This is a genomic window from Castellaniella sp. (assembly GCF_049671645.1).
GTDB lineage: Bacteria > Pseudomonadota > Gammaproteobacteria > Burkholderiales > Burkholderiaceae_B > Castellaniella.
On sequence record NZ_JBATVG010000013.1, the window covers coordinates 76154 to 89110 of the forward strand.

A 12957-nucleotide genomic window follows, 5' to 3' on the forward strand; every position below is an offset into this window, starting at 1 on the left:
CCATCAGAACCGCAGCCGCATCAGCCGGTGCTCGATCCCCGCATCCATGAAGGTATCGCCTTCTTCCACGAAACCGTGGCGCGCATAGAAGGGCCTGGCCTGCATCTGAGCGGCCAGGATGACTCCGGCATCGCCGCGCTGACGGGCGGCATCCATCAGGGCCGTCAACAGCAAGGAACCGACTCCCGAGCCCCGCCAAGGCCGGCGCACGGCCATGCGGCCGATATGGCTGTCGGGCAGGAGACGACCGGTGCCCACTGCCTGCCCCGCCGCATCGTAGGCGACGGCATGCAGGCACTGGGCATCCTTGGGGTCCAGTTCTTCTTCCAGCGGCACTTGCTGTTCCTGGACGAAGACTTCCAGCCGGATGCGCGAGGCCTCGGGCCCCAGCGTGTCCCAGCCGCCGGTCACGACGCGGCAGGGCCGCGCGGGCGTGCCCGGAGACGCGGCCAGCGCAAAATCCAGGACTTCAGGCAACCACCGCTCGAAATCCGACAGGCCGTGGTCGCTGCCCTGGATGATGCGCTGGCGGCTGCCGGAAAAACGCGCCTGCATATCCCGCCAATCCAGCACCTCATCTCCGGTGGCAGCCAGCAGGAAATAGCGTTCGGGACGCGTCAGGACGCGGATATCGGCTTCCGCCCCGGCCAGTTCATCCACGTGCGCAGGCAGGAACTCAAAAGGCTCGTCCCCGTGGAACGTGCGATGCGAGCCGACCTGAGTGCCCAGATCCCGGGCCGCATGCACGACCGGGTTGAGCAGCACGGCGCGGCACCCCAGGCGTTCGGCCAACCAGGTGGCGTAGAAGCCGCCCAACGAAGAACCGATGACCGTCAGACGCGCGGCATTGTCTTCCTCCTGCCCTGCCCGGGTCTGCGCGCCGGCAGGCAGGCGGCCTGCGACCAGGCTCATGGCCAGCCTCAATGCCTCGGCGGGGCTGGCCGGCAGTTGCGGGCAGAGCCAGTCCGGCGCCAGGCCGCGTTCAGCCAGCGCGCCCGCCATCAGGCGGGCCTTGAAGGAATCGGGAGAGGAGCGGAATCCGTGCAGGTAGAGAATCATGATATCCAGGCAAAGAATGGCGTTCCGGGCGCCTGAGGGCGCGCGACGGAGCCTCGCCCTATTGTAAGAGCAGCAGGCCGCGCAGCCCTCCGGAAACGAAAAACCCCGCCACGAAGGGCGGGGTCGTCTGAACCGTCGGGCTCAGGGGCGTCGATCAGGCTGATTCGCGCAGGCTGCGGCGGCGCTCGTGTTCCTGCAGGTAGCGCTTGCGCAGGCGGATCGATTTGGGCGTGACTTCGACCAGCTCGTCATCCGCAATGAATTCCACCGCGTATTCCAGGTTCAGCGCGATGGGCGGCACCAGGTCGATATGTTCGTCCTTGCCCGATGCCCGCACGTTGGTCAGCTTCTTTTCCTTGATCGGGTTGACCACCAGATCGTTGTCGCGGGAATGGATGCCGATGATCATGCCTTCATAGACCGGGTCCTGGGGGGACACGAACATGCGGCCGCGTTCCTGCAGTTTCCACAGGGCATAGGCCACGGCCGTGCCGTCGTCCTGGCTGATCAGCACACCGTTGCGGCGCTCGCCCACGCCGCCTTCGCGCACCGGGGCATAGTCGTCGAAAATATGGCTCATCAAGCCGGTGCCGCGCGTCAGCGTCAGGAATTCGCTCTGGAAGCCAATCAGGCCGCGCGCCGGAATCCGGTATTCCAGGCGGGTGCGACCACGCCCATCGGGCTGCATGTCCTGCAGATCGCCCTTGCGGCGGCCCAGCTCTTCCATGACGCCGCCCTGGTGCGAATCTTCCACATCCACCGTCAGCAATTCATAGGGTTCGCATTTCACGCCATCCACTTCCTTGAACATGACGCGGGGCCGCGAGACGGCCAGCTCATAGCCTTCCCGGCGCATGTTTTCCAGCAGGATGGTCAGGTGCAGTTCGCCCCGGCCGCAGACCTCGAACACGGTGTCGTCATCGGTGTCGTTGACACGCAAGGCGACGTTGGACTTCAGTTCGCGGTCCAGGCGGTCGCGCAGCTGGCGGCTGGTCACGAACTTGCCCTCGCGTCCGGCCAGGGGCGAGGTATTCACCATGAAATTCATGGTCAAGGTGGGCTCGTCGATGCGCAGCATGGGCAAGGCCTCGGGCGTCGCCGGGTCCATCAGCGTGCAGCCGATGCCGATGTCCTCGATGCCGTTGATCAGCACAATGTCGCCAGCCTCGGCGGAATCCACCAACACGCGGTCCAGGCCCTGGAACTTCAGCACCTGGTTGACGCGACCCTTGAAGGACTCGCTCTCGGGGCCGAACTTGATGGCCACGTCCTGACCGGCATGCAGGCGGCCGCGGTTGATCCGGCCCACGCCGATCTTGCCCACATAGCTGCTGTAGTCCAGGGAGATGACCTGCAGCTGCAACGGGCCTTCTGCATCGTCGTCGCGCTGCGGCACGTACTGCAAAATGGCATCGAACAGCGGACGCATGGTGCCCGAGCGGACATCGTCGGTCAGGCCGGCGTAGCCGGACAGGCCCGACGCATAGATCACCGGGAAATCCAGTTGTTCTTCCGTCGCGCCCAGCTTGTCGAACAGATCGAACGTGGCGTTGACCACGAACTCCGGACGGGCGCCCGGGCGATCGACCTTGTTGACCACGACGATGGGCTTCAAGCCCAGGGCCAGGGCCTTGCGCGTCACGAAACGGGTCTGCGGCATGGGGCCTTCGACCGCATCGACCAGCAGTAGCACGCCATCGACCATGGACAGCACGCGCTCGACCTCGCCGCCGAAATCGGCGTGTCCCGGGGTGTCGATGATGTTGATGTGCGTCCCTTCGTATTCGACGGCGCAGTTCTTGGCCAGGATGGTGATGCCGCGCTCGCGCTCGATGTCGCCGGAGTCCATCACCCGTTCGGACACCTGCTGGTTGTCGCGGAAGGTGCCGGACTGCCGCAGCAGCTGGTCAACGAGAGTGGTCTTGCCATGGTCCACGTGGGCAATGATGGCCACGTTGCGCAAAGCTCGCTTCATAAGGTGATTTCCTCGGTAGAAACACTTGCCGGGCGCAGTCCGTCCGGCAAGGCGTGTAAAGGGATGAGCGCCGACTGCGGCGCGGCCATGGCCTGCAAGGCTTCCAGCCCGATGGCCTGTTCAAGCGCGAAGGGGCCGACGGCCGTGCGCCGCAAGGCCGACAGATGCCCCAGGCACCCCAGGCGGCGCCCGATGTCCTGGGCCAGGGTACGCACATAGGTGCCTTTGCTGCAATGCACCCGCAGCCGCGCGGAGGCGCCGTCACACGACAGCAGGTCCAGCGCGTGGATGGTAATCTGGCGCGGCGGACGTTCCAGCTCGATGCCCTGGCGCGCGTATTCGTACAAAGGCTTGCCGTCGCGCTTGAGCGCCGACACCATGGGCGGAATCTGTTCGATGTCGCCCCGGAACCCGGCCAGCACGGATTCCAGCTGATCGGCCGTAACGGCGGGAATGTCGTCCGCCCGCGCCACGATGTGGCCCGTCAGATCCCCGCTGTCGGTTTCCTCGCCGAAAGCGACCGTCGCCTCGTAGACCTTGTCCGCTTCAAGCATGGCCGCGGAAATTTTCGTGGCGCGGCCGAAGCAGCAGATCAGCAGGCCCGTGGCAAAGGGGTCCAGCGTGCCGGTATGCCCCGCCTTGCGGGCATCCACCGTGCGTTTGGCGCGTTGCAGCGCATGATTGCTGGAGAGGCCCTCGGGTTTGTCCAGCAACAGGACACCGTCGAGCATCTGCCCGCGTCGGGAAGCCATCGTTCAATCCGTCCAGATGAGTGACGACCGCCCTGTCAGGGCTGGCCGTCCGGGTCTTCGAGTTCGGGAATTTCCGATGCGCCCGCCTGGGGACGATTGGCCCGATCGATCAGTTGGGTCAGCTCGATTCCCCGCGCCAACTGCACGTCGTGCACGAAGCGCAAGGTGGGAACCGTATGGATGTGCAGCAATTTGAAGAGCTGCGAATGCAGCCAGCCGGCCTTGTCGTTCAAGGCTTGCGCCGCCGTGCCGGGCTCAGCGCCCAGCACCGTGAAATAGACCTTCGCGTGGGCGTAATCCGCCGACAGATCCACCCCGGTCAAGGTGATCAAGCCGGCCCGTGCCACGTCGATCTCGCGCTGCACCAGCGCCGCCAGATCCTGTTGGATCTGGTCGGCCAGGCGCGTATTGCGGCCGGGATTCGGTTTGGATTTATGACGACCCATGATTCACAAAGCCGCGCCATCACAGCGTGCGGGCAATTTCCTTGATTTCAAAGACTTCGAGCTGGTCACCCACCTGGATGTCGTTGTTGTTCTTGAGCGTGATCCCGCAATCAAAGCCGGATTTGACTTCCTTGACGTCGTCCTTGAAACGGCGCAGGGAATCCAGCATGCCGGTCCAATGCACGACGTGATTGCGCAGCAGGCGCACCTGGGAATCCCGTTTGACCACGCCTTCGAGCACCATGCAGCCTGCGATGTTGCCGACCTTGGACACCGTGAAGATTTCGCGGATCTCGACCATGCCGATGACTTCTTCGCGCTTTTCCGGCGCCAGCATGCCCGAGAGCGCGTTCTTCACATCATCGATGGCGTCATAGATGATGTTGTAGTAACGCAGATCGATTTCGTTGGTCTCGGCCAGCTTCTTGGCGGACTGGTCGGCGCGCACGTTGAAGCCAATGACGACGGCGCCCGAGGCGATGGCCAGGTTGACATCGCTTTCCGAGATGCCGCCCACGGCCGCATGCACGACCTGGACACGGACTTCGTCGGTGGACAGCTTCAGCAGCGACTGCACCAGGGCTTCCTGGGACCCCTGCACGTCGGTCTTGACGATCAGCGGCAGCGTGCGCACGCCCTCGCCCAGATTGTCGAACATGGATTCCAGTTTCGCGGCCTGCTGGCGGGCCAGCTTGACGTCGCGGAACTTGCCCTGGCGGAACAAGGCGATTTCACGCGCCTTGCGCTCGTCGCCCAGCACCAGAACCTCGTCGCCGGCGGCGGGAACTTCAGCCAGGCCCTGGATCTCGACCGGAGTGGAGGGGCCGGCTTCCGCAGTGGGCTTGCCGGTGTCGTTCAGCATGGCGCGAACCTTGCCGAAGGCCACGCCGGCCAGCACGGCATCGCCGCGATGCAAGGTGCCGCTTTGCACCAGGATCGTCGCGACCGGGCCGCGGCCCTTGTCCAGGCGGGCTTCGATGACGATGCCCTTGGCAGGCGCGTCGACCGGCGCCTTCAGTTCCAGGATCTCGGCCTGCAGCAGCACGTTTTCCAGCAGCTCATCGATGCCCTGGCCGGTCTTGGCCGACACGGCGATGAAGGGCACGTCGCCGCCGTATTCTTCCGGCACGACTTCTTCAGCCACCAGTTCTTGCTTGACGCGTTCAGGATTGGCTTCGGGCTTGTCGATCTTGTTGATGGCCACGACCAGCGGCACGTTGGCCGCTTTGGCGTGGTGAATGGCCTCGCGGGTCTGCGGCATGACGCCGTCATCGGCCGCGACTACCAGGATCACGATGTCGGTCGCCTGGGCGCCGCGTGCACGCATGGCCGTGAAAGCCTCGTGGCCCGGAGTATCCAGGAAGGCCACCACGCCGCGATCCGTCTTGACGCTGTAGGCGCCGATGTGCTGAGTGATGCCGCCGGCTTCGCCGGTGGCGACCTTGGTGCGGCGGATGTAATCCAGCAAGGACGTCTTCCCGTGATCGACGTGGCCCATGACGGTCACGACCGGCGCGCGCGGCAAGGCCTCGGCCTCGGCGACTTCCGTATCGGCCAGGAAGGCTTCGGGATCGTCCAGCTTCGCGGCAATCGCCTGATGGCCGAGTTCCTCGACCACGATCATGGCGGTTTCCTGATCCAGGATCTGGTTGATCGTCACCATCTGGCCCAGTTTCATCAGATGCTTGATGACCTCGGCCGCCTTGACGGACATCTTGTGCGCCAGATCGGCCACCGAAATGGTTTCCGGGACATGGACCTCGCGGGCGATGAATTCCGCCTGTTGCGGTTCTTGGTGATGATCCGCCTGGCGACGGCCCCCCTGCCTGCGGCCGCCCTTGCCGCTGCGGCCCTTGCCGCCGGCGCGCCAGGCCTCCTGGCCCGAACCGGCCGACAGGGTATCGGCCTTGGACGGTTTCTTGCGGCCGTCGTTGGACCAGGTCGAGGACACGTCGGCGGTCTTGATGACCTTCTTGCCTTCGGTTTCCTTCTTCACGGCGCCCTTGCCGGCGGGTTTGTGCAGCGTCTTGGTGGCGGCCTCTTCGGGTTCCGCGGCGCGCAGGACCTTGCGCGGCTGGCGCATCATCTCGCGCAGCGCCGCCGCTTCGGCCTCGGCGGCCTTGCGGGCGCGATCGCGATCCGAGTCCGCGGGAGCGCGGCGAGCCTTGCCCGGCGTGGCGGCCGGCGCGGCCACAGGCGCCGTGGAGGCCTCGGGGCGGGACGCTGCGGGATGCGTCGCGCCGGAATCGGGCCGCGCATGGGATGACGGGGTGGAAGGAGAGGCAGCAGACGTCTTGGCAGGCGCAGCCTGCGGCTCGACGACAGGGGTTTCGCTCACGATTTCCTGCTCGGGTTCGGTAGAAGGTGCTTCTGGGGTGGCGGCCGCGGGGACATCCGCCGCGACCGGAGCGGCCGTGTCGGGGGCCTGCGTGGATTCAGCGGGCGCCTCGGGCGTCACCGGAGTTTCCTGCGCCACGACCGGGGCGGCAGGTTCTGCGGCTTCCGGCGCGGCGGCCGGCGTTTCCACGACGGGCACGGCCGGTGTCGCAGCGGGTTCGACAGCGGCCGGCACGGCGGCGGCAACAGCGGGCGCAGCTTCAGCGGCTTCAGCGGCTTCCGGCGGCGTCGCGCCTGCGGCTTCGACGCGGGCGGATTCCAGCAGTTCGGACCGGTCGCGTTTCACCAGGACACGTTTTTTACGGACTTCGACCTGGATCGTGCGCGACCGCCCGGAACCATCCGCCTGATGGATCTCAGACGTCTTGCGGCGCGTCAGCACGACCTTTTTGCCCGAGTCCGAGCCATGGGAACGCCGCAGCGATTCCAGCAAGGCGCTCTTGTCCGCCTCGGTCACGTCAGCATTCACCGAATCGAGCTGGACGCCAGCGGAGCGGAAGTGATCCAGCAGGACGTTCGCGGGCATGTTCAGTTCTTCGGCGAATTGGGCGACGGTGTTACTCGGCATTCGACTCTCTCTTTGACTACGTTAAGGGGCTCGGTATAGTGCGATGCGACAGCCGTCAGGCCTTGTCGTCCTCGAACCAGTGGGCCCGTGCCTGCATGATCATGTCGCTGGCGGTTTCCTCGGGCAGGCCGGTGAGTTCGGCCAGTTCGTCGGCCGCCAGTTCGGCCAGATCATCCAGTGTGGTGACGTTGTTTTCAGCCAGTTTGGCAACCAGCGGCGCGTCCATTCCCTGGATTTCCAGCAGGTCCCTGGCTGTCTGCACGCGCTCTTCCTGGGCGATGGCCTCGGTCAGCAGCGCATTGCGTGCCCGTGTGCGCAGTTCGTTGACGGTTTCCTCGTCGAAGGCCTCGATGTCCAGCAGTTCCTGCAAGGGCACGTAGGCGACTTCTTCCAGGCCCGTGAAGCCTTCGTCGATCAGGATGTCGGCGACCTCTTCGTCGACATCCAGCTTCGTGATGAAGGCATGACGCAGCGCCGTGCGTTCCTCGTCCTGGCGGTTCTGGCTTTCTTCCGGCGTCATGATGTTGATCTGCCAGCCGGTCAGTTCGGATGCCAGACGCACATTCTGTCCGCGGGCGCCAATGGCCTTGGGCAGGTTTTCCTCGTCCACGACGACGTCCATGGCGTGCTTGTCTTCGTCCACCAGGATGGATTCGACATGCGCGGGCGCCAGGGCGCCGATGACGAATTCGGCCGGATCGTCGGCCCACAACACGATATCGACCTGCTCGCCGCCCAGTTCATTACGAACGGCCGTGACGCGGGAACCACGCATGCCGACGCAGGTGCCGATCGGGTCGATCCGCTTATCGTACGCCACGACCGCGATTTTGGCACGCACGCCCGGATCGCGGGCGGCCGCCTTGATTTCAAGCAGGCCCTGCTCGATTTCCGGCACTTCGTTGTCGAACAATTCGCGGATGAAATCGGGGGACGTGCGCGACAGGATGACCTGCTGACCGCGCGCCGTGTGATCGACCTTGAGGACCCAGGCCCGGACCCGGTCGCCGGAGCGGATGTTTTCCTTGGGGATCATCTCGGAACGCGGCAGGCGGGCTTCGACCTTGCCGATTTCGATGATGGCATCGCCTTTGTCCAGACGTTTGACCGTGCCGGAAATGATGTTTTCCCCGCGGTCCAGGAAATCGTTCAATACCTGCTCGCGCTCGGCATCGCGGATCTTTTGCAGAATGGCCTGTTTCGCGGCCTGCGCGCCGATCCGGCCGAACTCGATGGGTTCGAGGGGCTCTTCGATGTATTCACCGATCTCGATGCCTGGAACGATGTCCTGGGCATCCGTATAGAGTTCCTGGGCATCGGGTTCCTGCAGGCCGGCTTCGTCGGGCACGACCAGCCAACGGCGAAAGCCTTCATGCTCGCCGGTCTGGCGGTCGATGGCCACGCGAATGTCCACGTCTTCCTTGAAGCGCTTTTTCATGGCGGAGGCCAGAGCGCTTTCGAGCGCGCCGAACACCACATCGCGTTCCACGCTTTTTTCACGCGCCAGGGCGTCGACCAATAGAAGAATTTCGCGACTCATTGCTTCTTACCCTTGAAATCGAGAAGAGGATCCAGGTGTGCCCGGTCCACATCATCAAAAGAAAACGGCAGCGTCTGCAGCTTGCCCGTCTGGTCTTCGTATTCCAGACTGAGGGCGGGCGATTCATCGCCCGCGACGCGCAGCACGCCGGTAAAGACCTTACGGGACTCGACGGCCTCGCGCAGGCGCAGTTCGATGCGCTGATCGGCAAAGCGGACGTAGTCCGCCAGACGGCGCAATGGCCGGTCCACCCCGGGAGAGCTGACCTCCAGGCGCTTATAGTCGATGTTGTCGACTTCAAACGCGTGCGACAGCTGGCGCGAGACCTGTTCGCAGTCTTCGATGCGCACCCCTTCGGGACGATCAATCACCACGCGCAAAAGCCCCAGGGGCGCGCGTTCCACATCGACCAGTTCCACATCGAAACCCAGCAAGGCCTGCTGGGTGACCGCAAAGATATCTGCCATAAATTCCAAAAAAAAAGGGGCTGTCCCGCAGCCCTCTGTTGGCCCCGCGGACGCGCCGCAAGGTGTATTCAGGAACCGCCGAAAACCTGCTCGAACGACCGGATGCGCACTAGAAAAGACGCAATCCAGCCAAAGCAGGTTTCCGGTGGACACAGCACCAAAGCGCTGTAAAGCCTTAGATTATAACAGCATTTCGTCGTTTATATAAGGTTTTTCAGACCCCGTCTCTTAGCGGCTGCGCCCGACGCGCGCCAGTTGAGACTCGTGCGCGTGCGCCCCCTGGGGCTGGTGTTCAGCCCCCCCTTGGCGACGGGGCTTGGACGGGCGGCGATTCTGTTTTTGCGCAGCCGGCTTGTTGGCGGATTTCGGGGATTTAGGCTGTGCCGGATCCCCGGCCGGCCGCACCCGGGCCTTGGGCTCGCGAGAGCGCTGCTGGCCATCAGGCTGCGGCCTGGAGGGCTTGCCCCCTGATTTCCCCTGCCGCGCGGCGGGACCGCCCGCCTTGGCGGACCTGGCCTTGTGATGAGGCTTGGACGAAGCAGGCTGTTTGCCGCCGTCAGGATGTCCATTGGCCAAGCCGCCGCTGATCAGCAAGCCCGTCGTGAAAGGGTCGATCGATGCCTTGCGCCCCCCCGACACCCGGCCACGCCGGTTCAGGCGCGCGCCATTCTGACCATTCTGGCCCGGCGTGCCGAAACCCGGCGGCAATGCGCTGGCATGCGACATCGGCTGGCGCTCGGTCTGATCGTCGGCGTCATCATCGCCGGCCCGAACCAGCCCAAGCTGAACCATCAGGGCGCCCACCAACTGGTCATCCAGCTCTTCCCAACGGCCGCGCCGCAGATTGCTGGGCAGGATGACGTCGCCAAACCGGGTGCGGATCAGCCGGCTGACCGTCACGCCGGCAGCCAGGAACATGCGCCGGACCTCGCGGTTGCGGCCCTCGGACAGCGTGACCCGATACCAGCGATTACTGCCTTCGCCGCCGATGTATTCCAGGGAATTGAACTGCGCCTGGCCGTCGTCCAGTTGAATGCCGGCGGTCAATTCCGCCTGTTTTTCATCGGTCAGCTCGCCCAGGACGCGCACTGCGTATTCGCGCTCGGCCCCATAACGGGGATGGGACAGGCGGTTGGCCAGTTCACCCGACGTCGTCAGGATCAGCAGACCTTCGGTATTCAAATCCAGGCGGCCGACTGACAGCCACTTGCCGCTGCGGATGCGCGGCAGCCGCGCGAAGACGGTGGCCCGCCCTTCCGGATCGTCGTGGCTGACGATCTCGCCGGCCGGCTTATGGTAGAGAACCACCCGGGGCAGCCTGCCGACCTTGGGGCGCGACACCAGGCGGCCATTGACGCGCACCTTGTCGTTGGGACCCACGCGTTGACCCACGTGGGCGGGTTCGCCATTGACGGACACGCGCCCGGCGATGATGAGATCTTCCATGTCGCGGCGCGATCCGATGCCGGCCTCGGCCAGGACCTTATGCAGCTTGGGCATCAGGGCGTCGCTGTTCAGATAGCGATCCAGCCGCTGCCGGGTCTGGTGGTCGCCCAGGTAGGACAAGGCGCGATCGGCTTCTTCGGCGGGCCCGGCATCCACGGCCTGGGCCTGTTCCGCAGGCGGCGTTTCCGCCTGCGCGTCCCCGCGACGACGACGAAACGGCGTGCGCAATTTACGGCCCCCGCGCGAACGGCCGGGGGCGCCCTTGCCTTCCTGGCCGGAAGCCGATGGCTCTGCCGGCCCCGAGGCGGAGGCGGCGTGCGACGATGTCGTTTCGAGTTCTGCTGTCATGGGGTTCAATGACTCCTACACAAAATTCTGATCATGATGATGGGGCAGCGGGCACCTGCGGAACCTGATCCGGCGCGGAATCGGATTCCGGCATCGATTCCGCGAGAGCATCGGCATCGACGGCATCAGGCGCCGCCAGCGCCAGGGTTTCCAGCACCTGCACGGAATCATCCGCATCCAGCGCAGGCAGCTCGTCCAGCGCCCGCAAACCGAGATCTTCGAGGAAGCGCCGCGTGGTGCCCAGCAGGGCGGGACGCCCGGGGGCATCCCGGTAGCCCAGCACTTCGATCCAGCCCCGGTCTTCGAGGGTGCGAACAATCTGCGCCGATACGGTGACGCCGCGAATGTCTTCGATATCACCCCGCGTGACCGGTTGTCGCCAAGCGATGATCGCAAGGGTTTCCAGCACGGCGCGAGAATATCGAGGCGGTTTTTCGGGGTTCAGGCGCCCCAGGTAACGCTGCATATCGGGACGGCTCTGGAACCGCCAGCCGCTAGCCAACTGCACCAGCTCGAGGCCCCTGTCGCGCCAATCCAGCTGCAAGGCAGCCAGATGACGCCGGACGTCGTCCCCGGAAATCGTGTCTTCGAAGAGGCTGCGCAACTGCGTCACCGGCAGGGGCGCATCCGCGCATAACAAAGCGGTTTCCAATACCCGCAGGATTTCCGTTTCCGTCATTTTATCGTGAACTCCGAAGGTTTGCTTGCATTATTTTCGCAGACTATGTTATAGTTATGTTCTTCAGACGCGGGATGGAGCAGTCTGGTAGCTCGTCGGGCTCATAACCCGAAGGTCATAGGTTCAAATCCTATTCCCGCAACCAAATCAGAGACAGGTCGGATTCCAACAGGGTCCGGCCTGTTTTGTTTATGGCTTCGGGCAAAATCCACGCCAGGCCCGCCACAGGCGGCCTGCGAATCCAACGGCGGGAAGTGGTTTGCGTGAAGCGGGTTTGCGTGAAGCGGACGGCGCGAAGCATGCCGGGCATGCATAAAACGCAAAGAGGACCAACCGAAGCACCCGCCCCCGGGATTTGGGTCCCGGGAAACGGATGCTCCGGCGGTCCGGGGCTCTCGATGAACAGAGTAAACTGGCTCGATATTCATGTTTGGCGACAAACGGCTTCGAAACAGTTATGAACGGACATATCCCCATCATCCGGCAGGGCTATCTGCAAGACCTGCCCCGCCCGTTGTACGGCCACATCGACAGTCAGCCCAACATGATCATCCCCGGGCCGCACCAGCACGCCTGGGCGCAACTATCGTACGCCATCCAGGGGCACCTGCAGGTCTGGACACCGCAGGCCCGGTTCATCGCCCTGTCGCAGCGCGCCGTCTGGATTCCGGCGGGCGTGCGCCACCGCGTCTATGAATCTCCCCATACCCAGATCCGCAGCCTGTACATCGATGGCCCGGCGCTGGGGCTGGACTGGTCCGACTGCCGCGTGCTGGTGATCAGTCCGCTGCTGCAGGAACTGATCCGCCGCTTCAGCGCGATTCCCATCGAATACGACACGGACGGGCCCGATGGCCGGCTGGCCCGGGTCCTGGCCGACCAGATCGCCGTCAGCCCCGAAGCCGGCCTGATCCTGCCCTGGCCATCCGACAAGCGGCTGCTGCCCCTGTGCCGCCAGTTGCACCGCGCGCCCGACACCGCCCCCACGCTGGCGGACTACGGGCGCCAGATCGGACTGTCGGAAAAGACATTGACGCGCCTGTTCCTGCAACAGACGGGCCTGGGCTTTCGCCTATGGCGCCAACGCGCCCGACTGGTCCACGCCTTGCCGCTGCTGGAACAGGGCGAACGCATCACCGACGTGGCGCTGGCCTGCGGCTACGACAGCCTGTCATCCTTCATCGCCGCTTTCCGCGAGCACACAGGACAGACACCCCGGGAATTCTCGCTGCGCAGCCTGCAAGCCAATCCCCGGACGGACTGACTGCGCAACAGCCCGG

The 12957-nt window shown here is 64.6% G+C and carries 9 protein-coding genes, 1 tRNA gene and 2 pseudogenes; 2 read left to right on the forward strand and 10 right to left on the reverse strand.

Translation table 11 applies throughout. The annotated features are described in order from the left end of the window. Positions 1-3: 3 nt before the first annotated feature. The 10 genes and pseudogenes from WBG56_RS04045 to scpB all read right to left on the reverse strand — a co-directional run. On the reverse strand, positions 4-411 hold the full coding sequence (locus WBG56_RS04045; protein WP_424265706.1) for a GNAT family N-acetyltransferase: 408 nt from the start codon (positions 409-411) through the stop codon (positions 4-6). Positions 412-444: 33 nt separating this feature from the next. Then, a pseudogene (locus tag WBG56_RS04050) lies at positions 445-1059 on the reverse strand (YqiA/YcfP family alpha/beta fold hydrolase); the annotation flags it as partial. A 154-nt stretch (positions 1060-1213) separates the two neighbouring features. Further along, on the reverse strand, positions 1214-3034 hold the full coding sequence (gene typA / locus WBG56_RS04055) for a translational GTPase TypA (RefSeq protein ID WP_424265489.1): 1821 nt from the start codon (positions 3032-3034) through the stop codon (positions 1214-1216). Further along, positions 3031-3786 (reverse strand): tRNA pseudouridine(55) synthase TruB, encoded by a 756-nt coding sequence (gene truB / locus WBG56_RS04060; protein WP_424265491.1) that lies wholly within the window; start codon positions 3784-3786, stop codon positions 3031-3033. Before truB ends, typA begins: the two co-directional genes overlap by 4 nt. 35 nt (positions 3787-3821) lie before the next feature. Continuing rightward, positions 3822-4232 carry a 30S ribosome-binding factor RbfA gene (gene rbfA, locus WBG56_RS04065; RefSeq protein ID WP_298015096.1) on the reverse strand — a complete coding sequence of 137 codons (411 nt, stop codon included), beginning with the start codon at positions 4230-4232 and terminating at the stop codon, positions 3822-3824. Positions 4233-4251: 19 nt separating this feature from the next. Next, positions 4252-7197 (reverse strand): translation initiation factor IF-2, encoded by a 2946-nt coding sequence (infB, locus tag WBG56_RS04070; RefSeq protein ID WP_424265493.1) that lies wholly within the window; start codon positions 7195-7197, stop codon positions 4252-4254. 55 nt (positions 7198-7252) lie between these two features. Beyond that, positions 7253-8737, reverse strand: a complete 1485-nt coding sequence (gene nusA / locus WBG56_RS04075; protein ID WP_424265495.1) for a transcription termination factor NusA — start codon at positions 8735-8737, stop codon at positions 7253-7255. Beyond that, on the reverse strand, positions 8734-9204 hold the full coding sequence (rimP, locus tag WBG56_RS04080; protein ID WP_424265497.1) for a ribosome maturation factor RimP: 471 nt from the start codon (positions 9202-9204) through the stop codon (positions 8734-8736). Before rimP ends, nusA begins: the two co-directional genes overlap by 4 nt. 228 nt (positions 9205-9432) lie before the next feature. Next, positions 9433-10998: a 23S rRNA pseudouridine(2605) synthase RluB gene (gene rluB, locus WBG56_RS04085; protein ID WP_424265499.1), complete on the reverse strand. Its 1566-nt coding sequence runs from the start codon at positions 10996-10998 to the stop codon at positions 9433-9435. 43 nt (positions 10999-11041) lie between these two features. Continuing rightward, positions 11042-11677: pseudogene (scpB, locus tag WBG56_RS04090) on the reverse strand (SMC-Scp complex subunit ScpB); the annotation flags it as partial. A gap of 68 nt (positions 11678-11745) precedes the next feature. On the opposite strand from scpB, the gene WBG56_RS04095 reads away from it, so the two are divergent. Both WBG56_RS04095 and WBG56_RS04100 read left to right on the forward strand, forming a co-directional pair. Next, positions 11746-11822, forward strand: a tRNA-Met gene (locus WBG56_RS04095). Positions 11823-12134: 312 nt separating this feature from the next. Then, positions 12135-12941: an AraC family transcriptional regulator gene (locus WBG56_RS04100; protein ID WP_424265501.1), complete on the forward strand. Its 807-nt coding sequence runs from the start codon at positions 12135-12137 to the stop codon at positions 12939-12941. Positions 12942-12957 lie beyond the last annotated feature (16 nt).

Bases quoted from the DNA above. Each gene is read 5' to 3' on its own strand.
- typA (WP_424265489.1), bottom strand. From the start codon at position 3,034: ATGAAGCGAGCTTTGCGCAACGTGGCCATCATTGCCCACGTGGACCAT.
- truB (WP_424265491.1), bottom strand. From the start codon at position 3,786: ATGGCTTCCCGACGCGGGCAGATGCTCGACGGTGTCCTGTTGCTGGAC.
- rbfA (WP_298015096.1), bottom strand. From the start codon at position 4,232: ATGGGTCGTCATAAATCCAAACCGAATCCCGGCCGCAATACGCGCCTG.
- infB (WP_424265493.1), bottom strand. From the start codon at position 7,197: ATGCCGAGTAACACCGTCGCCCAATTCGCCGAAGAACTGAACATGCCC.
- nusA (WP_424265495.1), bottom strand. From the start codon at position 8,737: ATGAGTCGCGAAATTCTTCTATTGGTCGACGCCCTGGCGCGTGAAAAA.
- rimP (WP_424265497.1), bottom strand. From the start codon at position 9,204: ATGGCAGATATCTTTGCGGTCACCCAGCAGGCCTTGCTGGGTTTCGAT.
- rluB (WP_424265499.1), bottom strand. From the start codon at position 10,998: ATGACAGCAGAACTCGAAACGACATCGTCGCACGCCGCCTCCGCCTCG.
- WBG56_RS04100 (WP_424265501.1), top strand. From the start codon at position 12,135: ATGAACGGACATATCCCCATCATCCGGCAGGGCTATCTGCAAGACCTG.